We start from the raw sequence: 20,125 nt of genomic DNA, 5'->3' as shown, positions 1-20,125 counted from the left end.
GCGCGTCATACGATCGCCGGGGCGCGCTCCGCGGCGGCCCGGTGCGTCGCGCCGAAGGCGCGCAGCAGGCGGCAGCGTGGCGGCGGCCCGAAGCGGGTCATACGATCGCCGGGGCGCGCTCCGCGGCGGCCCGCTGCCACGCCAGCGCGGCATCCTCGTCGAAGAGCTCGGCGAGCTTCTTCATCATGGTGCCGCCGAGCTCCTCGGCGTCCACGATGGTGACCGCGCGGCGGTAGTAGCGCGTGACATCGTGGCCGATGCCGATCGCGATCAGCTCCACCAGCTCGCGCCCCTCGATCTCGGCGATCACCTTGCGCAGGTGGCGCTCCAGGTAGTTGCCGGGATTCACGCTCAGCGTGGAATCGTCCACCGGCGCGCCGTCGCTGATGACCATCAGGATGCGGCGATGCTCGGTGCGCGAGAGCAGACGCTTGTAGGCCCAGTCCAGCGCCTCGCCGTCGATGTTCTCCTTGAGCAGGCCCTCGCGCAGCATCAGGCCGAGGTTTCGCCGCGCACGACGCCAAGGTTCGTCGGCCGCCTTGTAGACGACGTGGCGGAGGTCGTTCAGGCGGCCCGGATTGCGCGGCTTGCCCTCCTGCACCCAGCGCTCGCGGCTCTGCCCGCCCTTCCAGGCGCGCGTGGTGAAGCCGAGGATCTCCACCTTCACGCCGCAGCGTTCCAGCGTGCGGGCGAGAATGTCGGAGCACATGGCGGCCACCGTGATGGGGCGCCCCCGCATGGAGCCCGAATTGTCGATCAGCAGGGTGACGACGGTGTCGCGGAAATCCGCCTCGCGCTCGCGCTTGTAGGAGAGCGAGTGCATCGGGTTGGCGACGATGCGGGCGAGGCGGGCGACGTCGAGCAGCCCTTCCTCGAGGTCGAATTCCCAGGCGCGCTGCTGCTGCGCGAGCAGCCGGCGCTGAAGGCGGTTGGCGAGCTTGCTGACCACGCCCTGCAGATGGCTGAGCTGCTGGTCGAGCTGCTGGCGGAGCCGCGAGAGCTCGTCGGCGTCGCAGAGATCCTCGGCCTCCACGATCTCGTCGAACTGCTTCGTGAAGGCCTTGTAGGCCGAGGGATCGTCGACCTGCGGCACCTCGCGCCGCTGCGTCGGGCCGCCGGGGCGATCGTCGCCGTCGGCGGCAGCACCTTCCTCCTCGCCCTCCTCGGTCTCGTCCTCGGCGGCGTCGCCCTGCATGGATTCCGGCTGGGCGCCGAGCATGGATTCCGTGTCCTGCGCCTGGGCCTCGCCCTCGCCGGCCTGGTCCTGCTGCTGGCTGGTCTCGCCGCCCTCGCCTTCCTCCTCGTCCTGCTCGGATTCGGTCTCGACCTCGGCCTCTGCGAGGTCGAGGGCGGCGAGCAGCTTGCGGGCGGCGCGCGCATAGGCGTCCTGGTCGGTGGCGGCGTTCGCCATCTCGGCCAGCGCCTCGTCGGCCTTGCCGCCGAGCGTGTCGCGCCAGAGGTCGAGCACGCGGCGCGCCGCTGCGGGCGCGGGTTCGCCGGAGAGCTTCTCGCGCGCCAGAAGGCCGAGCGCCGCCGCCATGGGCAGCTGGTCCTTGCGCGTCATGCGGTCGTAGCCCTCGGCCTCGCACTGGTCGGCGAGGCGGGCACGGAGGTTCGCCGCGACGCCGGACATGTGCTGGCTGCCGATCACCTCGACGCGGACATCTTCGAGCGCGTCGTAGACCTCGCGTGCCTCGCGCCGTGTCGGGACGCGCGCGGCGTGCACGCCCTCGTCATGGTGCCGGAGCTTGAGGGCGATGGCGTCGGCGGCGCCGCGCAGCTTGGCCATCTCGGCCGGCGGCAGGGCGCGGGTCGGCAGGGGCAGGCGGGCGCGCTTGCCGGCGAGGCCCGAGGGGCCGGGCTGGTAGGCGACCTGCACCTCCGGCACCTGCGCGATGGCGCGCAGCACGCCGGCGGTGGCGCGCTTGAACTCCTCCTGGCGGGTCTGGTCCTTGGAGCTGTTCGACATCCTGGCCCTGGAAGCGCGTGCCGGGGGGCTTCCCCCCCACCCGACCCTCCCCCGCGAGGGGGGAGGGAGATGTGCGGTCAGCCAGCCTTGCGGAGGAGCAGCCCGCTCGGCAGTTCCTCGTTGAAGCAGCGCTGGTAGTATTCGGACACCGTGCTGCGCTCCGCCTCGTCGCACTTGTTCAGGAAGGTGAGGCGGAAGGCGAAGCCGACATCGCCGAAGATCTTCGCGTTCTCGGCCCAGGTGATGACCGTGCGCGGCGACATGACGGTCGAGATGTCGCCGGCGATGAAGCCGGCGCGCGTGAGGTCGGCGAGTGCGACCATCGCCTCCACCTGGCGCTTCATCTTCGCGTCCTTCTCGTCGAGGCCGAGCTTGGCCATGACGATCTGCGTCTCCTGCGCATGCGGCAGGTAGTTGAGCGTCGCCACGATGTTCCAGCGGTCCATCTGGCCCTGGTTGATCTGCTGCGTGCCGTGATAGAGGCCCGTCGTGTCGCCGAGGCCCACCGTGTTGGCGGTGGCGAAGAGCCGGAAGGCCGGGTGCGGGCGAATGACGCGGTTCTGGTCGAGCAGCGTGAGCTTGCCTTCCACCTCGAGCACGCGCTGGATCACGAACATCACGTCGGGGCGGCCGGCGTCGTATTCGTCGAAGACCAGCGCGCAGGCGTGCTGCAGCGCCCAGGGCAGGATGCCTTCCCGGAATTCGGTGACCTGCTTGCCGTCCTTCAGGACGATCGCGTCCTTGCCGATCAGGTCGATGCGGCTGATGTGGCTGTCGAGGTTGATGCGGATGCAGGGCCAGTTCAGCCGCGCCGCCACCTGCTCGATGTGGGTGGACTTGCCGGTGCCGTGGTAGCCCTGGACCATCACGCGCCGGTTGAAGGCGAAGCCGGCCAGGATGGCGAGCGTGGTGTCGCGGTCGAAGCGGTAGGCCGGATCGGCCTCCGGCACGTGCTCGGTGCGGACCGAGAAGGCCGGGACGACGAGATCGCTGTCGAGGCCGAACACGTCGCGCACCTTCACCTGCGTGTCGGGCAGGTTGATCGAGGCGGTGTTGCGGGCTTCGGCGAGGGCGACCGTGCTCATGAACGGGGTCCGACTGTGGAGATGGTGGGCAATCTAGGGCGGGGCGGCCGGTTGGGCTACCCGTCCGGGTGGGTTCGTGGCCGCTCTCGGGGCCAGGAAAGCAGGCTTAATGACCGCGGCTCTAGCCGGCCGGCGCGGCCGCCTCGGCCTCGGCGGCGCGCGGCCCGACCCGGCGGCGCAACAGGCTGTAGGCGCGGTTGATATCCTTCAGCCGCTCCTCCGCCTGGCGGTCGCCGCCATTGGCGTCCGGGTGGTAGCGCTTCGCCAGGTCCTTGTAGCGCGCCCGGAGCGTCGCCTGGTCGAGCGGCCAGGCAAGATCCAGAACGTCGAGCGCGGCACGCAGTTCGGCCGGCGGCTCGTCGCGGCGCCGCGGCGGCTCGCGGCGCGCCTTGTGCAGCGGCGTGTCGCGCAAAACGCCGAGCGGGTCGCGCACATACTCGCTCTCGAAGGGGTTGAAGCCGCCGAGGCGGCCGAGCGGCCAGGTCGGGCGCTGCCAGCCGGAATCGGAGCGCAGCTCGCGCTCGATCTCGGCCGGGCCCATGCCCTTGTAGTAGTCCCAGGCGCGGTTGTACTCGCGCACATGCTCGAGGCAGAACCAGCGATACTCGTTCAGGCGCGCGCGGTCGCGCGGGGCGCGGTACTCGCCGGGAAGCGCGCAGCCCGGGGATTCGCAGGCGCGCAGCGCCTCGACGGGCTCCGGGTCACCAAGATGGATGCGCTCGCTCCGGCGTGGCATCGGCGTGTTATGGGCGTGGGGTCCGGAGGGCGCAAGGCAAGCGCGCGCGGGCGGGCCATGCGGCGCGCGGACGTGCAAACCGGCGGCAAGGCGGCCATATCCCGGGCATGAGCCGACGAGCCGACCGCATCGCCGAGGCGCTGCGCGCCGCCTTCCCGCCCGCCGAGGTCGAGGTGGTGGACGACAGCCACCGCCATGCCGGCCATGCCGGCGCCGCGCCAGGCGGGGAGACGCATTACAACGTCCGCGTGGTGAGCCCCGCCTTCGCCGGGATGAACCGCGTCGCCCGGTCGCGCGCGGTGCACGAGGCGCTGGCGGCGGAGTTCGCCGGCGGGCTGCACGCGCTGGCGCTCACCCTGCGGACGCCGGAGGAAGCTGCCGCGCGCTGAGTGCAGCGCGCGTTCTGGTCGACACGACAAGGCCCGCCCGCCGTCGGATCACCGGCTGCGCGCGCGGGCGCGCTGCGTGGCTTGCGCCGGGCGGTCCGGCGGGCCTATCACGCCCTCGCATCAAGAGTTGGGCCGAGCCCCGACGCCAACCTGCCTTCCCGGGCAAGGTGGCACCCCCGGAACCCCTGGGGGGATGCGGCCCTTCCGGCAACCAAACGGGATGCGCCGCGACGCTCACGCCCGCTCGGACCGGAGGACGTGACGTGCTGGACGGAACCGCATCCATCGATCTCGACCTGCTGCTGTCGCCCGGCGACGCGGCGCGGTTCGTCGCGCGCTGCGACTGGATGCGGCGCGACGGGCGGGTGGAGGCGTCGCAGTTGTGGGTCGTGCTGCATCGCCGCCACGGCGAGTGGACGCATGCCTATCGCGCGGTGCCGGACAGAAGGCCGGGGCACCTGGCGGTCTATCTGGAACGCGCGGAGCCGGGCGACCGGCGGGAGGAGCTGGCCGCGTGGCTGGCGACGCGGGCGGCTACTCCTCGGCCTGCTCCTGCATCCGCATGACCACCGGGCTGTCCGGCGCATAGGCATAGCAGGAGCCGATCGGCACGGCGCGCTTCGCCGGCGGCGGGGTCTCGCCGCGGGCGATCGCCGCCTCGCGCGCCGCCCGCGCCTTGCGCCAGCGCATCGGGCCGATGGTCTGGAAGGCGACGGTCGCCATCTGCGCCAGCACCTCGCGCAGATGGGTGCAGCCGAGCGTGCCGCCGACGCGCTCCTTCACCGCGCGGTTGAAGCCGGGGCCGATCGCGACGCCGGCGAGCGAGGCGAAGTTCGGGGCGGCCTGCGGGCAGATCGTGTAGGGCGTGAAGTCGGACGCCGCCTCGCAGGCGTGGATCACCATGTCCTCGCCGACCGTCATGCGCACCCACATGCCGTGCAGCGCCTCGCCGGGCTGGATCGTGCCGCGGTCCTGGTTCTCGAAGGGATAGCTCTTGGTGTCCTCGAGCCAGGCCTCGATGTCGTAGAGGCCGTCCTCGCGCTGGTAGCCGTGGATGTCGATCAGCCGGCGATGGAGCTTCTGGCGCGCGGCGGGCGGGGAGAGCGGCATGGCCCGAGCGCTAGCACGCAGCGCCAGGCGCGGCCAGTTTCCGCCCTCCGGCTCAGGCCATGGCGCCCTCGTCGCGCAGCAGCCGCTCGACCTGCTCGGGCGGGACATCGCCGGCGGTGAAGCAGGCGCCCGGGCCCTTCAGCAGCACGAAGCGCATCGCGCCCTCGCGCGCCTTCTTGTCCTTGCGCATGCGCGCGATCAGGCGCTCCGCCGAGAAGGCGCGGTCGAGGTCGCCGAGGCGCGCGGGCAGGCCGACCGACTGCAGGTGCGAGATCACGCGGCCCGGCCATTCCTGGGCGCAATGCCCGAGCCGCGCCGAGAGCGCGGCGGCGAGGCCGAGTCCGACCGCCACCGCCTCCCCATGCAGCAGCGCGCCGCCATAGCCAGACTCCGCCTCCAGCGCATGGCCGAAGGTGTGGCCGAGGTTCAGCAGGGCGCGGCCGCCCTCCTCGCTCTCCTCGCGCTCATCCGCGGCGACGACGGCGGATTTCAGCTTGCAGGACTCGAGAACGGCGTGGGCGAGCGCATCGGCCTCACCGGCCACGGCGCGCGGTCCATGCGCCTCGCACCACTGCCAAAAGTCCTCGCTGGCGATCAGGCCGTGCTTCGCGACCTCGGCCCAGCCGGCGCGGAGTTCGCGCAGCGGCAGGGTGGCGAGCGTCGCCGTGTCGGCCAGCACCAGGCGCGGCTGGTGGAAGGCGCCGACCAGGTTCTTGCCGAGGGCGAGGTTGATCCCGGTCTTGCCGCCGACCGAGCTGTCCACCTGGGCCAGCAGCGTGGTCGGGATCTGGACGAAGGGCAGGCCGCGCAGCGCGACCGCGGCCGCGAAGCCGGCCAGATCCCCGACGACGCCGCCGCCGAGCGCCACGACCGTGGTGCGCCGGTCGGCGCCGGCGCCCAGGATCGCCTCCAGCGCGCCCTGCAGCGCGGCGAAGCACTTGGTCGGCTCCCCGGGCGGCACGAGATGCTCGGCAAGCACCGTGACGCCGGCCTGCTCCAGACCGGCGCGCAGTGCCGGGAGATGCAGGCGCGCGACGTCGGAGTCGGAGATGACGGCGACGCGGCGGGCCGGCAGTAGCGGCGCGAGCAGCGCGCCGGCGCGCGCCAGCAGCCCCTCGCCCACCACGATCTCATAGGCGCGCGCGCCGAGGCCGACGGTCAGGCGCTGCGGTTCGCGATGCGCGGCGATGGCGTCGAGCACGCGGCGGGTGGTGACGTCGGGCGGTTCGTCGGTGCAGTCCACGATCAGGTCGGCCTCGGCAAAGAGAGGGTGGCGCGCCGCCATCAGCCGCTCGAGCACCTCGCGCGGATCGGCGTTCAGGAACATCGGGCGGTGCTCGCGCCCCGCCACGCGCCGCAGCAGCGTCGGGAGCTCGCAGCGCAGCCACACGGACAGCGCGCCGGACCGGTGCACGGCCTGCCGCGTCCGGGCATCCGCGAAGGCGCCGCCCCCGGTCGCGAGCACGACGGGCGGGCCGGCAAGGATGCGGGAGATCACGCGCCGCTCCCCGTCGCGGAAATGCGGCTCGCCGTAGCGGGCGAAGATCTCGGTGATGGGCAGGCCGGCCGCGGCCTCGATCTCCGCGTCGGCGTCCGCGAAGGGCAGGCCGAGGCGGGCGGCGATGCGCCGGCCGATGGAGGACTTGCCGGAGCCGGGCATGCCGACGAGCACCACCGCGCGTGGCGCGGCGGAGGGGAATTCGCTCGGGTCCGGTTCGACCGGAAGGGCAAGGTTGCGTGACACGATCCGCAACGCTAGCACAGGCGCCGCCTGGTCAGGATACGCCGCGCCGATGTTCCGCAACCCCTTGCTGCTGCTGGTCGCGATCGTCGCGGGGGTGCTCGTGCTCGGCCTGCTGGCGGTCGGCGCCTTCCCGCCCTCCGTCACGCCGCAGCCGACGGAGCGGTCGATCCCGGCCGACCGCTTCGCGCCGAGGAACTGACCCCGGCCTGCCGATGGAGCGGCACGTCGAGGCCTTCCTGGAAATGCTCGCCGCGGAGCGCGGCGCGGCACGCAACACGCTCGCGGCCTATGCCGCCGACCTCGCGGATTTCGCCGCGCATGCGCGGGTGCGGGGGCTTGGGCCGTCGGAGGCGGGGCCGGAGACGGTGCAGTCCTACCTGCAGGGATTGTCCGCCGCGGGACTATCGGCCCGCACCGCAGCACGAAGGCTGTCCGCGCTGCGGCAGTTCTTCCGCTTCCTCGCGCGCGAGGGCGTGCGCGCCGACGACCCGACGGAGTTGAGCGAGAGCCCACGCCTGCCGGCGAGCCTGCCCAAGGCGCTGAGCGAGGCGGAGGTGGAGGCGCTGATCGCGGGCGCGGCCAGGCTGCCGGGGCGACGGGGGATGCTCGCCGTGGCGCTGGTGGAGCTGCTCTATGTCAGCGGGCTGCGCGTGAGCGAGCTGGTGTCGCTCGGCGCTGGAGCGCTGCGGGCGGATGCGCCGCTGGTGGCGGTGCTGGGCAAGGGCGGGAAGGAGCGGCTGGTGCCGGTCTCGGCGCGTGCGCGGGAGGCGGCGCAGGCGGCGCGGGGCGAGCCGAAGGCGCCGTCGCGCTGGCTGTTCCCGTCGCGCGCATCGGGCGGCCACATCACGCGGCAGGCGGTCGGCGCGGTGCTGAAGGACGCCGCGATCGCGGCAGGCCTCGATCCGGAACGCGTCAGTCCGCACGTCCTGCGGCACAGCTTCGCGACGCATCTGCTGGGCCGCGGCGCCGACCTGCGAAGCCTGCAGCTGCTGCTCGGCCATGCCGACATCGCGACGACGCAGATCTACACGAAGCTGCTCGAAGAGCGCTTGCGGAGGCTGGTGGAGGAGCACCATCCGCTGGCGGCGGGTCGATAGCCCTCCCCCGCATGCCGGGTGGGCGACGCACGGCGTCGAACGCCAGAGCGCGGCGGCGGCTGGCTGGGGTGGGGGTTCGTGACTCCGCGACACAAGCCCGCCGGGCATGCCACGATCCATGCCGATGCCGCGCATCCTGAATGACCCCGTCCAACGCGATGCCGCCCGCCGCCTGCGACGGGACATGACCAATGCCGAGCGGGTGCTGTGGGCCGCGCTGCGCCACGATGCGCTTGGTGTGCGGTTCCGGCGGCAGCATCCGATCGGTCGCTACGTTGCGGACTTCGCATGTGTCGAGGCGAAGTTGGTTGTCGAAATCGACGGCGGGCAGCACGGCTGCACGCTGGATGCCGAGCGCGACGCGGCAATGCAACGGCTAGGCTGGATGGTGCTGCGCTATTGGAACAACGAGGTGCTGGAGAACCGCGACGGCATGCTGGCTGATATCGCGCGGGTGGCACGCGGGCGGACGGGAGCGCGCTGAGTCACGAACCCCCACCCCGACCCTCCCCCGCTTGCGGGGGAGGGAGCAGGGCGCGCGGGCGGGCTACACGCTCAGCCCGTGCACCGTCAGCGGCAGGCTGCGCAGGCGGCGTCCGGTCGCGGCGAAGATCGCGTTGCAGACGGCGGGCGCGGTCGGCGGGACGCCGGGCTCGCCGACACCGCCCATGCGCTCGCCGCTGCGGATGATGTGGGTCTCCACCACCGGCGCCTGGCCCATGCGCAGGATCGGGTAGGTGTCGAAATTCCGCTCGACCGCCGCGCCGTCCTTCAGCGTGATCTGCTCCTTCGCCATGGAGGAGAGCGCCCAGACGACGCTGCCCTGCATCTGGGCCTCGACGCTGTCGGGGTTGATCACGTCGCCGCAGTCGATGGCGACGGTCACCTTGTGGACCTTCACCTCGTTGCCGCGCACCGAGACCTCCGCGACCTGCGCGACGAGGCTGTCGTAGAGGTCCACGAAGGCGATGCCGCGGTGCCGGCCCTCGGGCGCGGGCGTGCCCCAGCCCGCGCGCTCGGCGGCGGTGTTCAGCACGCGGAGCGCGCGCGCATCGGCCGCGAGCAACTCGCGACGGAGTTCGAGCGGGTCCTTGTTCGTCGCGGCGGCGATCTCGTCGAGGAAGCTCTCGACGAAGTAGCAGATCTGCGACCCGCCGACGGAGCGCCACAGCCACACCTTCGGCGCCGCCTCGACGCGCCGCCACTCGGCGCGGAAGGCGCCGAAATTGTAGCGGCGGGAATCCGACATGGATTGCAGCGAGAAGGGATCGTTGCCGCGCAGCACGTTGGCGAAGAGGGCCGGGCGGTAGTCGGCCATCACCGACTGGCCGGCGGCGCGGATGTGCAGGCCGGTGACGCGCCCCTGCGCGTTGACCGCGGCGCGCAGCCGCGCGGCGAAGGCGGGGCGCCAATAGGACTGGGCGAACTCGTCCTCGCGCGTCCAGATCAGCTTCACGGGACGGCCGACCTGCTTCGCGACGGTGGTCGCCTGCTCCACCACCTCGGTGTGCAGGCGCCGGCCGAAGCCGCCGCCGGTCATCGGCGTGTGGACGCGGACATTCTGCGGCGGCACGCCGGCGACACGGGCGGCGTCACGCACGCACCAATCCTGGTGCTGGGTGGAGGACCAGACCTCGACGCGGTCGCCCTGGATGTGGACCGTGGCGTTCTCGGTCTCCATCGGCGCATGCGCCAGGTAGGGCACCTCGTAGGTCGCCTCGACCACGCGCGCGGCATTCGCCATGGCGGCGAGCACGTCGCCGTCGTTGCGCGGCCTGACCATCTCGCGCGAGGCGAGGCCTTCGCGCAGGCGGCGCGAGACGTCCTCCGAGTTCAGCGACTGCTCGGGCGTCGGCTTGAAGCGCACGGCAATGCGCTTCGCGCCTTCCATCGCCGCCCAGGTGTTCTCTGCCACGACAGCGACGCCAGTCTTGAGCGGCACGACATCCACGATACCGCGGAGGCCGGCGATGGAGGCGCGGTCGAAGCCGTCGAGCTCGGCGCCGAAAACCGGCGAGAGCTTCGCGACGGCGTAGACCATGCCGGGGATCCGCACGTCGGAGCCATAGACGGCGCTGCCATTGGTCTTGGCGGGGATGTCGAAGCGCGGCGCGGTGCGCCCGGTGACGCGCCGCTCGGCGGCGGGCTTGACGCGCGGCTGATCGGGCAGCGGCAGGCGCGCGGCGGCCTCGGCCAGCTCGCCGTAGGAGAGCGATCGGCCGGAGGCGGCGTGCGTCACGCGGCCCTCGGCGGTGGTCAGCTCGACGGCCGGAACGTTCAGGCGCTGCGCCGCGGCCTCCACCAGCACGCCGCGCGCCTGGGCGCAGGCACGGCGGATGCGGTCATGCCAGAAGCGGATGCCGAAGCTCGCACCCGAATACATCTCGTTCACCGGCTGCAGGCGGAGCGCGGGCTCGGGCTGGCCGGCGATCACCTCGACGGCAGGGAGCGGCACGTCGAGTTCGTCGGCGACGATCATCGCATGCGACTGGTGCGTGCCCTGCCCCATCTCCGTCACCGGCGAGGCGAAGGTGACGCGCCCGTCGGCGCCGATGCGCAGGAAGGCGGTGACCTGGCCGGGGCCGCCATTCGGGCTGCCTGCCGCGGCTTCCGTGATCACGCGCGGGGGCTGCGGCGCCTGGGCGAGTGCCGGCAACGGCACCACCAGCGCGGCGGCAGCGGCCTTGAGCAGGCCGCGGCGTTCCATCATGCCGTCCATGGTCGCGCCCTCCCTCAGCTGTTCGCCGCGGCGTGGTGGATCGCCGCGCGGATGCGCTGGTAGGCGCCGCAGCGGCAGATGTGGCCCGCCATCGCCGCGTCGATGTCGGCGTCGGTCGGTCGCTTGTTCTCCGACAGGAGCGCGGCGGCGCTCATGATCTGGCCGGACTGGCAGTAGCCGCATTGCGGCACCTGCTCGCTGACCCAGGCCAGCTGCAGCGGGTGCCGGCCTTCCGGATGGAGCCCCTCGATGGTCGTGACCTGCCGGCCGGCGAGGTCGCCGAGACGCGTCTGGCAGGCACGGACCGCGGCGCCGTCCACATGCACGGTGCAGGCGCCGCATTGCGCGATGCCGCAGCCATACTTGGCACCGGTGAGACCGAGCAGGTCGCGCAGCGCCCAGAGCAGCGGCATGTCGGGATCGGCGTCGAGCCGATGCGCCGTGCCGTTCACGGTGACCTCGATCATGGATGCTCTCTCCCCGCCACCCGGGATGGCCACCCGGTTACGACGCCGCCACCACGTGGCGCAGGCCAGGCCGGTGCGCAAGCCCTGCCGCCTGCGTGGTCAGAGGCGGCCGAGCAGGTCCGCGACGCGAACAGGCGAAGCGGGAGACGCCCCGCGCTAACCTACGCGCAACAGCGCCGGCCCGTTGGCGCGCAGCCACGCCACGGCGGCGTCGCGGTGCGGACTGAGCGCCGCCACGAGGTCCCAGAAGCGCGGCGAGTGGTTCAACTCGCGCAGATGCGCCACCTCATGCGCCACGACGTAGTCGGTCACCCATTCCGGCGCCATGACCAGCCGCCAGGAGAAGGCCAGGGTGCCGTCCGGCGCGCAGGAGCCCCACCGGCTGCGGGTGTCCTTCACGCGGATGGCGCGCGGCCGGACCCCGAGGGCCGCGGCATGCGGCACGGCCAGCGCGGCGATGCGGCGCTTGGCCTCGGCCTTCAGGAAGCTCCCGACCTGCCCTGCCAGCCGTTCCCGCGCACCGGGGACGACGATGCGGCGGCCTTCGATCCGCACCGTGCCGCGCAGCCGCGGCTCGTGGCGGATCAGGTGCGACTGGCCGCCGAGCAGCAGCTTCGCGCCCGGCTCGAACTCCACGGCCGGGGAGAGCGCGGCGAGGTGCTGCATCACCCAGTCGAGGTGCTCCCGCACCAGCGCGAGGCCGGCGCGACGGCTGCCCTGCGGCGGCAGCGTCACCACCACCGCGCCCTGGCGCGGGCAGATGCGGAGCGACACGCGCTGCGCGCGGCACGCGTGCCGCCACCGCACCGGGATCCGCGCCGGCGCGGCGAAGGCAGTGCGCGACGGGCGGAGCGTGACGATCTCGGGTCCGGCATCCGGCATGCGCCGAGGATGGCGCGAGCGGCCCGCGCATTGCAACGGCTTGACAGCCTTCGTTGCATGACAGCGAGTGCGGCCGATGCCACGGCTCGCGCTTCATCTGCTGTTCCTTCTCGGCGTCGGCGCGATCTGGGGCCTGACGCCAGCCATGGCGAAGCTGGCGATGGCGGAAGGCATGCGGCCGCTCGGCGTCGCGACCTTCGCTGCCGCGGTCGCCGCGGTCGTCCTCTATGCGATCGCGTGCGCGGGCGGGCATGCGCCGCCGATGGACCGGCGGCACCTCAAGCAGTATGCGACAGGCGGGATCGTCGGGTTGTCGCTCGCGCATCTCTTCGCCTTCACCGGCCTGACCCGCGCGCCAGCGGGGCTCTTCGCCCTGCTCGTCCCGCTCTCCGCGCTGTTCACGGTGATCTTCTTCGCGCTGGCCGGCGTGGAGCGCGCGACGAAGCGGAGCATCGCGGGCGCGGCGGTCGGCATGGCGGGCGTGGCCGTCGCCATGTCGCCGGGCGCGGCGCTGCCCGATCCGGCGCTGCTGCCCTGGGCCGCGCTGATGGTGCTGACGCCGGTCTGCTACGCGCTCTCGAACCTCTTCTCGGTCCGATTCGCGGTGGCCGGCACGCCGCCGCTCGCGCAGGCCTCCGGCACGGTGATCTTCGCGGCCCTCGGCGCGGGCGTGCTCGCGCTGCCGCTCGGGCATCTCGGGCCGCCGCCGTCGTTCGGCATCGCGGTGCTGCTGGTCGCCCAGGGCGTGCTCACCGCGATCGCCTACCTGCTGTACTTCCGCCTGCTGGTCGGCGCGGGCGGGGTCTTCACCAGCCAGGTCTCCTACCTGATCACGCTGATGGGCCTGCTCTGGGGTTTCGTGCTCTTCGCCGAGGTGCCGGGATGGCTGACCATCCCGGCGGCCATGCTGATCTTCGCGGGCGTGGCGCTGGTGACGCTGGAGAAGCGGGCGCGGCGCTGACGGGCCGCGCTCAGCCCGGCAGGTGCTTCAGCTCGATCTCGACGAAGGCGAGCGGCGCCGCGCCGGCATTCACCACGTTGTGCTCGGTGCCCGCGACGCGCGCGTAGGAGACGCCGGCCTTGAGCTCGGCGGTCATCGTCGCGCCACCGGGAAGCTCGAGCAGCAGCGTGCCGTCGGTGACCGGCACCACGACATAGGCCATGCCGTGGCGGTGCCAGCCGGTCTCGGCGCCCGGCTCGAAATCCCAGCGGGTGACGCGCGTGTGCGCGTCATCCAGCTGGAGCGTCGCGACCGCCGGCGCGCGGCAGCGCAGCGTCTCGCTCACTCCGCGGCGGCCTGCAGGCGGAGTCCCGGCAGCGGCAGCGCGCCGGCGGCGACCATCGCGTCCCACGCCTTCTGGCCCTGGTCGGCCGACAGCGGCAGGTGCGGCGGGCGGATCACGCGCCAGCCATCATGGCCGGTGCTGCGCGCGATGATCTCGCGGAGCCCCGGGATCAGCGGCACGGCGGTGGCGGCCTTGCGGGTCGCGTTCAGCACCGCCTGCGCCGCATCGGCCTCGGCGCCCGTGCGCTTCTGGTAGACGACCTGGCCGAAGCGCGCGTTGACGTTGGACGCCGCCGTGATGCAGCCCGCGCCGCCTTCGGCCAGGATGCGCTGCACGAATTCGTCGGAGCCCGAATAGACCTCGAAGCCGTCCTTGGCGAAGTGGTCGATCATCGCCTTCATATTGGCGTAGTCGCCCGACGAATCCTTCACGCCCTTGATGACGCCGGGGAAGGCCTTCAGCAGCCGCCCGATCAGGTCGAGGCTGAAGGGCACCGCGCTCTGCTGCGGGAAGTGGTAGAGATAGATGGCGATGCCGCCGCCGACGCGGCTCACCACCTCGGAGAAATACGCGAAGAGCCCGTCGTCGGAGGGGTTCTTGTAGTAGAAGGGCGGCAGCACGAGCACGCCGCGGCAGCCCTGCGCCTTGGCATGCCTCGTCAGCTCCACCGTATCGGTCAGGCTTGCGCAGCCCGTGCCCGGCATCAGCTTCGTGGCCGGCACGCCGCGGGCGAGGATGCCCTCAAGGATCTGCTTGCGCTCGTCGAAGCCGAAGCTGTTCGCCTCGCCCGTCGTGCCGAGGATGCCGAGGCCGTTGCAGCCATTCGCCAGCAGCCACTTGCAGTGATCGGCGAAGCGGTCGAGGTCGGGCGACAGGTCGGGCTTCATCGCGGTCAGGGCCGCGGCATTGATGCCGCCGAACAGCGCGTCCTTCATGGGGCGTTTCCTTCCTTCCGTAGCGGAGCGAGCGGGCGCGCGGCGCGCGGGATGCGGCCGGGCCAGGAGACTATGTGATCCTCGAGCGCGCCGGCCTCGCGCTCGGGCCTCGCCTTGCCGCGCACCGACACGCCGGCCTCGTGCACCGTCTCCGGCCGGCCGGAGACCAGCGGGTGCCACCAGGGCAGGTCCCTGCCCTCGGCCAGCAGGCGATAGGCGCAGGTGGGCGGCAGCCAATCGATCTCCGCCACGCGCTTCGGGGTGAGCTTCACGCAATCCGGCACGCGCGCCTTGCGATTGGCGTAGTCGGAGCAGCGGCAGGACTGCGTGTCGAGCAGGCGGCAGGCGACGTCGGTCCAGCCAAGCTCGTTCGTGTCCTCGTCGCGCAGCTTGTGCAGGCAGCAGCGGGCGCAGCCGTCGCACAGCGACTCCCATTCGGCGCGGGTCATCTCGCCGAGGGTCTTGCTGCGCCAGAAGGGGACGGTGGCGGCCATCGCGTCTTCTCTAGTCCCGCCGGCCGGCTCAGGCCAGACGGCGAACCGCGTCGAGGAAGCGGCGGGCGGCAAGCTCGGGCGGCCAGGGCTCCCAAGGCGTGCCGCCGAACTCGGCGACGAGCGGATCGGCCGTCATCACCGCGGCGCGGATGCCGAGCGTGGCGCGCACCTCCTCGCGGGACCAGCCGGCGACATGCACCGCCTCCGCCGCCGCCATGGCGATGTCGAGCCGCTTGTGGAGCTTCCGCTCCGCCTCGGTCCAGGGCGGCAGCGCATAGCGCGCGGCGATGGCGAGCGAGAGGCGCTGCTGCAACTGGCGGAAGCCGTCGCCGAGGAAGGGCTTCAGCGGCGAGATGCAATCGAAGTTGGTCAGGCCTTCCTCGGCGTCGTGCAGCAATTCCCGCCGCAGGGCGTCTCGGCCGGCGGCAGGGCGCGCGGCGCGGCGCAGGGCCAGGACGGCGAGCGAATGCTGGGCGACGGAGAGCGGCGCGGGCCAGATCGAATGCCCGCCCCAACGGAAGGTGCGCGCGAGCCCGGTGGCGAGATCCTCGTCGCTCCAATCGAAGGGCGTCGGCGACAGCAGGTCGAGCCGTCGCCCCGAGGGCAACCTTACCCAGGCCCTTGCCTTGTCCATCCGCGCCTCGCCGTCCGGGGCGCGGACCTAGAACGGTTACGCGTCGGGCGGAAGGCCGGACCCGAAACCGCTTCGGCGTTCGCGGGCTAGCCGCCGGCGAGTCCCGCGACGACCTTGCCGGTGCCGTCGCAATTCGGGCACGGCCGGTTGGCCACGCGCCCCTTGCCCTCGCAGTCAGGGCAGATCGCCTCGCCGGTGCCCGGCGTGCCGGGCGCGGCGGCATCGCCGGGGTTGAGCTTCGTGCCGCCACCCGCTCGCCCACCTTCCTTCGGCTCGGCCATGGCGCGCTCCCTTCGCAACTTCCTGTCAACGCGGGCCGGCGCCGGCGCGTTGCATCGGCGGAGAGCGCAGGCTGCGCGCGGGAGAGGACGCATCATGGCGAAGGACGAGGCAGGCCGGCGCGGCGGCGAGACGCAACCTTTCTGGCCGATGGGGCCGGCCGGCACCGCCTCGCCCGCCAACTGGGCGGCTCAGTGGGCAGAGGCGCCGTTCGACCCGCAGCGGCTGGCCGACAGCATCGCCGCGAACCCGATGCTGCGGAACCTCGACCGCATGTGGAACATGAACCCGTTCCGGGAGGTGATCCCGGTGAACTGGTCCGAGGTCGCCTGGGCGCTGCGCACCATCGGGCTGCGCAGCGCGGGGCAGCCGGGCCGCGCCTTCGGCGCGGCCGTGGCCCTGCAGGCCGACATGTGGCGCGCGGCAGCGGAGGCGTGGACCGCCGCGCTGCGCCGGATCTGGCTAGGGCCCGAGGCCGATGCCGCCGCCCCTGCCGACAAGCGCTTCGCCGGAGCGGCGTGGCAGGCCAACCCCGCCTACCGCACGCTGCGCGACGCGTATCTGCTCGCCTCGGACTGGCTGCTGAAGCAGGCCGAGGCCGAGGAAATGGACGCGCGCACGCGCCAGCGGCTGATGTTCCACCTGCGCCAGTTTACCGATGCGGTGAGCCCTGCCCTGCTCTTCGCGTCCAACCCGGCCGCGATCCAGCGCGCGATCGAGACCGGCGGCGCGAGCCTGGCGGATGGGATGCGGAACCTGCTGGGCGACCTCGCCGCGGGGCGGCTGTCCATGGTGGACGGGGCGGCCTTCGCGCCCGGGCGCAACCTCGCGCTCACGCCCGGCAAGGTGGTGCTGCGCAACGCGCTCTGCGAGCTGATCCAGTACGCGCCGACGACGCCCCAGGTGCACGCCGTGCCGCTGCTCATCCTGCCGCCCTGGATCAACAAGTACTACATCCTCGACCTGCAGCCGGGGAACAGCCTGGTGCGGCACCTCGTGTCGCAAGGCTTCACCGTCTTCGTGGTGTCCTGGAAGAATCCCGACGCGTCGATGGAGGAGATCGGCTTCGAGGACTACATGCGCCTCGGCGTGCTCGAGACGTCGGACGCTGCGCGGGAGATCACGGGCAGCAGGACGCTGAACGTCATGGGCTACTGCATCGGCGGCACGCTGCTGGCGATGACGCTGGCCTATCTGGCGAAGACCGGGGATGCGCGCTTCGACGCGGCGACCTTCATCGTCTCGCTGCAGGATTTCTCGCGCGTCGGCGACACGGCGGTGTTCATGGGCGAGCCGGAGGTGGAGCTGATCGAGCATCAGATGATGGCGCGCGGCTACCTGGACGCGCGCGAGATGTCGAACATGTTCAACCTGCTGCGCGCCAACGACCTGATCTGGTCGAACGTGGTGAACAACTACCTGATGGGCGAGCGTCCGGCGGCCTTCGACCTGCTCTACTGGAATGCCGACGGCACGCGCATGACGCGCGCGGCGCATTCCTGGTACCTGCGGAACACCTATGTGGAGAACCGGCTGATCCGGCCCGGCGGCGTGACGCTGGCCGGCGAGAAGCTGGACCTCGCGGACATCCGCCTTCCCGTCTACGCCGTGGGCGCGGAGCGCGACCACATCGTACCCTGGGACGCGGCATGGCGGATCACCCGGCTAGTGGGCGGCGAGGTGCGCTTCGTCCTGGCCAGTTCCGGCCATATCGCCGGCATCATCAACCCGCCGGGCGGCAAGGGCTACTACTTCACCGGGCCGAAGGGCGGCGCGCCGGATGCGGCGTCCTGGCGGAAGGCGGCGCATCGGCACGATGGATCTTGGTGGAACGACTGGGTGGGATGGCTGGCGACCCGGTCAGGCGCGAGGGGCAGGCCGCCCGGCATGGGCAGCAGGCGGCATGGGCCACTCGCCGACGCGCCGGGGACCTACGTGCTGGAGAGGTAGCGGCGGGGTTTTCGGGCGCCCCGGGCGGCGGCATCCTGGGGCGCATGAAGTTCCTGCACGCCGCGGACATCCATCTGGACAGCCCGCTCGCCGGGCTGCAGGCGCGCGCGGAGCCGCTGACGGAGGAGCTCCGGAACTGCACGCGGCAGGCCTTCTCGGCGCTGGTGGACCTCGCGATCGAGGAGGACGTCGCCTTCCTCGTCATCGCCGGCGATCTCTATGACGGGGACTGGAAGGATTTCTCGACCGGGCTGTTCTTCGCGGCCGAGATGCAGCGGCTCGGCCGGCCCTGCTTCCTGCTGCGCGGCAACCACGATTTCGAATCCAACATCACGAAGCGCCTGAAGCTGCCGTCCAACGTGCGCGAATTCTCCGCGCGGCGGCCGGAGACCATCCTGCTGCGCGACCTCGGCATCGCGCTGCACGGCCAGTCCTTCGCCAGCCGCGAGGTGCCGGAGGACCTCTCGGCTGGCTACCCCGACCCGATCGCCGGGCTGCTCAACATCGGCGTGCTGCACACCTCGGCCGACGACCCGGGCGAGCATGCCACCTACGCGCCCTGCACGCCGGAGCGCCTGCGCGACAAGGGCTACGACTACTGGGCACTCGGCCACATCCACATCCGCCGCGTTCTGCACGAGGGCCATCCGTGGATCGTCTTCCCCGGCAACCTCCAGGGGCGGCATGCGAAGGAGACGGGCGCCAAGGGCTGCACCCTCGTCACGGTGGAGGACGGCCGCATCGCCGAGGTCGCGCATCGCAGCCTCGACGTGCTGCGCTGGGCCGCGCTGGAGGTGGATGCGACGGAGGCCGAGGAGGCCGAACTGCTCGACCGCCTCTCCGCCGTGGTGCGGGCCGCGCTGGCGGAGGCCGAGGGCCGCCCGCTGCTGGCGCGTCTGACGCTGCGCGGCGAGACCGATCTCCATCCTGTCCTGCCGGATCGCTTGGACGAGTTGGTGGCGCATGCCGCCGGTGCCGCGATCGAAGCCGGCGGCCGGCTCTGGATCGAGAAGGTGCAGTTGCGCACCCGCGCGCCGGCGCGGCTCTCCGCCGACGCGCTCGAGCCGCTGCGACGCGCCTTCCTCGCGGCGCTCGAGGATCGCGAGGTGGCGGATCCGCTCCGCGCCGAGCTGGACGCGCTGCGCCAGCGCGTGCCCGCCCCGGCCCGGCCCGACACCGAAATCCCGACCGATGCGCTGGGCCTGGCGCGGCTCGGCGACGAGGCGTGGGACGCGGTCGTCGCCGCGCTCGCCGCGGAAAGCAGCGGATGAGGCTGCTCGCCCTCGACCTGCAACGCTACGGCCACCTGACCGACGCGGCGCTGCGCTTCCCGGAGGAGGCCGGGCTGCATGTCGTGCTCGGCGCGAACGAGGCGGGCAAGTCCACCGCGCTCTCGGCCATCGGCGACGCGCTGTTCGGCTTCCCGCATGTCACGCGCTTCGCCTTCCTGCACGAGACGACGCAGCTGCGCATCGGCTTCGAGGTGCTGGCGCGCGACGGTCCGCGTGCCCGCTTCGCGCGGCTCAAGCGTCGCAAAGACGCGCTACTGGACGCCTCCGACAGTCCGGTGCCCGAAGCCGCGCTGCAGCGCTTCCTCGGCGGCGCGGGGCGCGATCTGTTCGAGAAGGGCTTCGGCCTGAACGCCGCCGCGCTGCGGGACGGGGCGAAGTCGCTGATCGAGGGCGGCGGCGCCGCGGGCGAAGGGCTGCTCGCCGGCATGGGCCTGCCGCATCTGCGCCGTGCCCTCGACCGGCTGGAGAAGGCGGCCGACGAGCTGGAAGGCACCCGCCACAAGCTGCGCCGCCTGCCGCGGGCGATCGACGATTGGCAGGCGGCGCGGCGCAACCTGGACCAGGCGGCGGTGCAGCCGAAGGAATGGACCGATGCGCAGGAGGCGCTCACGCGGATCCATGCCGAGCTGATGCGCATCGGCGAGGAGGCCGCGGCGCTGAAGGCCGAGGAGCTGCGGCTGCGCCGCGCGAAGGCAGTGCGACAGCCGCTCGCGGAGGTGGACCGGCTGCGCGCCGCCATGGCCGAGGTCGCCGACGCGCCCGCCTTGCCGGCGGCGGCCGCAAGGACGCTCGACGCAGAGGCCGCCGCCTTCGACAAGGCTGCGCGCGACATGGCGCGGGAGGCAGAGGCGGCCGAGGCGCTGGAGGCCGAGCTCGCGACCCTGCCGCGCGATCCGCCGATCCTCGCGCTGCAGGATGCGGTGGATGCGCTGGCCGCGCCGCGCGCGGCCGCCGCGGCAGCGGAGCAGGACATGCCGCAATTGCGTCAGGACGCCGCCGCGGCCGAGGCGCGCATCCTGCGCCACGCGGCGCGGCTCGGCGTGGACGGCACCGCTTC

Annotated in this window: 22 protein-coding genes and 1 riboswitch; of the genes, 9 read left to right on the top strand and 13 right to left on the bottom strand. The window is 72.6% G+C overall.

Features of this window, described 5'->3' with window-relative positions; translation table 11 throughout:
• Positions 1–97 precede the first annotated feature (97 nt).
• The 3 genes from cobT to L2I40_RS05550 all read right to left on the bottom strand — a co-directional run bounded on the left by cobT (position 98) and on the right by L2I40_RS05550 (position 3,790).
• Positions 98–1,969 (bottom strand): cobaltochelatase subunit CobT, encoded by a 1,872-nt coding sequence (cobT, locus tag L2I40_RS05560; protein ID WP_237213883.1) that lies wholly within the window; start codon positions 1,967–1,969, stop codon positions 98–100.
• Between the two features lie 77 nt (positions 1,970–2,046).
• Positions 2,047–3,054: a cobaltochelatase subunit CobS gene (gene cobS / locus L2I40_RS05555; RefSeq protein WP_237213882.1), complete on the bottom strand. Its 1,008-nt coding sequence runs from the start codon at positions 3,052–3,054 to the stop codon at positions 2,047–2,049.
• Between the two features lie 121 nt (positions 3,055–3,175).
• A complete protein-coding gene (locus tag L2I40_RS05550; protein WP_237213881.1) occupies positions 3,176–3,790 on the bottom strand; it encodes a J domain-containing protein in 615 nt (204 codons plus the stop codon).
• 107 nt (positions 3,791–3,897) lie between these two features.
• On the opposite strand from L2I40_RS05550, the gene L2I40_RS05545 reads away from it, so the two are divergent.
• Together L2I40_RS05545 and L2I40_RS05540 are read left to right on the top strand one after the other, a co-directional pair.
• Complete coding sequence (locus L2I40_RS05545; RefSeq protein WP_237213880.1) at positions 3,898–4,179, top strand: BolA family protein; 282 nt, start codon at positions 3,898–3,900, stop codon at positions 4,177–4,179.
• 112 nt (positions 4,180–4,291) lie between these two features.
• Positions 4,292–4,404: riboswitch (SAM-I-IV-variant riboswitch) on the top strand.
• A gap of 38 nt (positions 4,405–4,442) precedes the next feature.
• Positions 4,443–4,745 carry a hypothetical protein gene (locus L2I40_RS05540; protein WP_237213879.1) on the top strand — a complete coding sequence of 101 codons (303 nt, stop codon included), beginning with the start codon at positions 4,443–4,445 and terminating at the stop codon, positions 4,743–4,745.
• Here the strand turns inward: L2I40_RS05540 and L2I40_RS05535 are convergent.
• On the bottom strand, positions 4,714–5,289 hold the full coding sequence (locus tag L2I40_RS05535; RefSeq protein ID WP_237213878.1) for a DUF2889 domain-containing protein: 576 nt from the start codon (positions 5,287–5,289) through the stop codon (positions 4,714–4,716). The genes L2I40_RS05540 and L2I40_RS05535 overlap by 32 nt on opposite strands.
• Positions 5,290–5,341: 52 nt before the next feature.
• On the bottom strand, positions 5,342–7,033 hold the full coding sequence (gene aroB, locus L2I40_RS05530; RefSeq protein ID WP_237213877.1) for a 3-dehydroquinate synthase: 1,692 nt from the start codon (positions 7,031–7,033) through the stop codon (positions 5,342–5,344).
• A 49-nt stretch (positions 7,034–7,082) separates the two neighbouring features.
• Between aroB and L2I40_RS05525 the strand changes: the two genes are divergently transcribed.
• The 3 genes from L2I40_RS05525 to L2I40_RS05515 all read left to right on the top strand — a co-directional run bounded on the left by L2I40_RS05525 (position 7,083) and on the right by L2I40_RS05515 (position 8,614).
• The gene (locus L2I40_RS05525) at positions 7,083–7,232 is read left to right on the top strand and encodes a hypothetical protein (protein ID WP_237213876.1); all 150 of its coding nucleotides are present in this window, start codon (positions 7,083–7,085) and stop codon (positions 7,230–7,232) included.
• Positions 7,233–7,245: 13 nt separating this feature from the next.
• Positions 7,246–8,130, top strand: a complete 885-nt coding sequence (locus L2I40_RS05520; protein WP_237213875.1) for a tyrosine recombinase — start codon at positions 7,246–7,248, stop codon at positions 8,128–8,130.
• Between the two features lie 124 nt (positions 8,131–8,254).
• Entirely contained in the window at positions 8,255–8,614 is a 360-nt protein-coding gene (locus tag L2I40_RS05515) for an endonuclease domain-containing protein (protein ID WP_237213874.1), read from the top strand.
• A 63-nt stretch (positions 8,615–8,677) separates the two neighbouring features.
• Here L2I40_RS05515 and L2I40_RS05510 read toward each other — a convergent pair whose 3' ends face one another.
• The 3 genes from L2I40_RS05510 to L2I40_RS05500 form a co-directional block, all read right to left on the bottom strand.
• Positions 8,678–10,849, bottom strand: a complete 2,172-nt coding sequence (locus L2I40_RS05510) for a xanthine dehydrogenase family protein molybdopterin-binding subunit (RefSeq protein WP_237213873.1) — start codon at positions 10,847–10,849, stop codon at positions 8,678–8,680.
• Between the two features lie 14 nt (positions 10,850–10,863).
• Entirely contained in the window at positions 10,864–11,316 is a 453-nt protein-coding gene (locus L2I40_RS05505) for a (2Fe-2S)-binding protein (protein ID WP_237213872.1), read from the bottom strand.
• A 156-nt stretch (positions 11,317–11,472) separates the two neighbouring features.
• Positions 11,473–12,198, bottom strand: a complete 726-nt coding sequence (locus tag L2I40_RS05500) for a M48 family metallopeptidase (RefSeq protein ID WP_237213871.1) — start codon at positions 12,196–12,198, stop codon at positions 11,473–11,475.
• 76 nt (positions 12,199–12,274) lie between these two features.
• Between L2I40_RS05500 and L2I40_RS05495 the strand changes: the two genes are divergently transcribed.
• Positions 12,275–13,159: a DMT family transporter gene (locus L2I40_RS05495; protein ID WP_237213870.1), complete on the top strand. Its 885-nt coding sequence runs from the start codon at positions 12,275–12,277 to the stop codon at positions 13,157–13,159.
• A 10-nt stretch (positions 13,160–13,169) separates the two neighbouring features.
• Here the strand turns inward: L2I40_RS05495 and L2I40_RS05490 are convergent, their stop codons facing one another.
• The 5 genes from L2I40_RS05490 to L2I40_RS05470 all read right to left on the bottom strand — a co-directional run bounded on the left by L2I40_RS05490 (position 13,170) and on the right by L2I40_RS05470 (position 15,828).
• A complete protein-coding gene (locus L2I40_RS05490; protein WP_237213869.1) occupies positions 13,170–13,484 on the bottom strand; it encodes a cupin domain-containing protein in 315 nt (104 codons plus the stop codon).
• On the bottom strand, positions 13,481–14,419 hold the full coding sequence (locus tag L2I40_RS05485) for a dihydrodipicolinate synthase family protein (RefSeq protein WP_237213868.1): 939 nt from the start codon (positions 14,417–14,419) through the stop codon (positions 13,481–13,483). The genes L2I40_RS05490 and L2I40_RS05485 overlap by 4 nt, the downstream gene beginning before the upstream one ends.
• Positions 14,416–14,913, bottom strand: a complete 498-nt coding sequence (locus tag L2I40_RS05480; protein ID WP_237213867.1) for a YcgN family cysteine cluster protein — start codon at positions 14,911–14,913, stop codon at positions 14,416–14,418. Before L2I40_RS05480 ends, L2I40_RS05485 begins: the two co-directional genes overlap by 4 nt.
• Before the next feature lie 28 nt (positions 14,914–14,941).
• Positions 14,942–15,547, bottom strand: coding sequence for an HD family hydrolase (locus L2I40_RS05475; RefSeq protein WP_237213866.1), 606 nt, complete (start codon positions 15,545–15,547; stop codon positions 14,942–14,944).
• Between the two features lie 86 nt (positions 15,548–15,633).
• The gene (locus L2I40_RS05470) at positions 15,634–15,828 is read right to left on the bottom strand and encodes a hypothetical protein (protein ID WP_237213865.1); all 195 of its coding nucleotides are present in this window, start codon (positions 15,826–15,828) and stop codon (positions 15,634–15,636) included.
• A gap of 94 nt (positions 15,829–15,922) precedes the next feature.
• Between L2I40_RS05470 and L2I40_RS05465 the strand changes: the two genes are divergently transcribed.
• The 3 genes from L2I40_RS05465 to L2I40_RS05455 all read left to right on the top strand — a co-directional run.
• Positions 15,923–17,776, top strand: coding sequence for a PHA/PHB synthase family protein (locus L2I40_RS05465; protein ID WP_237213864.1), 1,854 nt, complete (start codon positions 15,923–15,925; stop codon positions 17,774–17,776).
• Between the two features lie 44 nt (positions 17,777–17,820).
• Positions 17,821–19,047 carry a metallophosphoesterase family protein gene (locus tag L2I40_RS05460; protein ID WP_237213863.1) on the top strand — a complete coding sequence of 409 codons (1,227 nt, stop codon included), beginning with the start codon at positions 17,821–17,823 and terminating at the stop codon, positions 19,045–19,047.
• On the top strand, positions 19,044–20,125 hold a 1,082-nt coding region (locus L2I40_RS05455), incomplete at its 3' end, for an AAA family ATPase (protein ID WP_237213862.1). The genes L2I40_RS05460 and L2I40_RS05455, both read left to right, overlap by 4 nt.

It is taken from the genome of Falsiroseomonas oryziterrae (assembly GCF_021864505.1).
GTDB classification, from domain to species: domain Bacteria; phylum Pseudomonadota; class Alphaproteobacteria; order Acetobacterales; family Acetobacteraceae; genus Falsiroseomonas; species Falsiroseomonas oryziterrae.
Note: the sequence above shows the minus strand (reverse complement) of the source record. Positions and strands in the feature narration are given on the sequence as shown.

Bases quoted from the DNA above. Each gene is read 5' to 3' on its own strand.
- cobS (WP_237213882.1), bottom strand. From the start codon at position 3,054: ATGAGCACGGTCGCCCTCGCCGAAGCCCGCAACACCGCCTCGATCAAC.
- L2I40_RS05465 (WP_237213864.1), top strand. From the start codon at position 15,923: ATGGCGAAGGACGAGGCAGGCCGGCGCGGCGGCGAGACGCAACCTTTC.
- L2I40_RS05460 (WP_237213863.1), top strand. From the start codon at position 17,821: ATGAAGTTCCTGCACGCCGCGGACATCCATCTGGACAGCCCGCTCGCC.
- L2I40_RS05535 (WP_237213878.1), bottom strand. From the start codon at position 5,289: ATGCCGCTCTCCCCGCCCGCCGCGCGCCAGAAGCTCCATCGCCGGCTG.
- L2I40_RS05470 (WP_237213865.1), bottom strand. From the start codon at position 15,828: ATGGCCGAGCCGAAGGAAGGTGGGCGAGCGGGTGGCGGCACGAAGCTC.
- L2I40_RS05545 (WP_237213880.1), top strand. From the start codon at position 3,898: ATGAGCCGACGAGCCGACCGCATCGCCGAGGCGCTGCGCGCCGCCTTC.
- L2I40_RS05500 (WP_237213871.1), bottom strand. From the start codon at position 12,198: ATGCCGGATGCCGGACCCGAGATCGTCACGCTCCGCCCGTCGCGCACT.
- L2I40_RS05525 (WP_237213876.1), top strand. From the start codon at position 7,083: ATGTTCCGCAACCCCTTGCTGCTGCTGGTCGCGATCGTCGCGGGGGTG.
- L2I40_RS05485 (WP_237213868.1), bottom strand. From the start codon at position 14,419: ATGAAGGACGCGCTGTTCGGCGGCATCAATGCCGCGGCCCTGACCGCG.
- L2I40_RS05515 (WP_237213874.1), top strand. From the start codon at position 8,255: ATGCCGCGCATCCTGAATGACCCCGTCCAACGCGATGCCGCCCGCCGC.
- L2I40_RS05475 (WP_237213866.1), bottom strand. From the start codon at position 15,547: ATGGACAAGGCAAGGGCCTGGGTAAGGTTGCCCTCGGGGCGACGGCTC.
- L2I40_RS05550 (WP_237213881.1), bottom strand. From the start codon at position 3,790: ATGCCACGCCGGAGCGAGCGCATCCATCTTGGTGACCCGGAGCCCGTC.
- L2I40_RS05505 (WP_237213872.1), bottom strand. From the start codon at position 11,316: ATGATCGAGGTCACCGTGAACGGCACGGCGCATCGGCTCGACGCCGAT.
- L2I40_RS05520 (WP_237213875.1), top strand. From the start codon at position 7,246: ATGGAGCGGCACGTCGAGGCCTTCCTGGAAATGCTCGCCGCGGAGCGC.
- L2I40_RS05495 (WP_237213870.1), top strand. From the start codon at position 12,275: ATGCCACGGCTCGCGCTTCATCTGCTGTTCCTTCTCGGCGTCGGCGCG.
- L2I40_RS05510 (WP_237213873.1), bottom strand. From the start codon at position 10,849: ATGGACGGCATGATGGAACGCCGCGGCCTGCTCAAGGCCGCTGCCGCC.
- L2I40_RS05480 (WP_237213867.1), bottom strand. From the start codon at position 14,913: ATGGCCGCCACCGTCCCCTTCTGGCGCAGCAAGACCCTCGGCGAGATG.
- cobT (WP_237213883.1), bottom strand. From the start codon at position 1,969: ATGTCGAACAGCTCCAAGGACCAGACCCGCCAGGAGGAGTTCAAGCGC.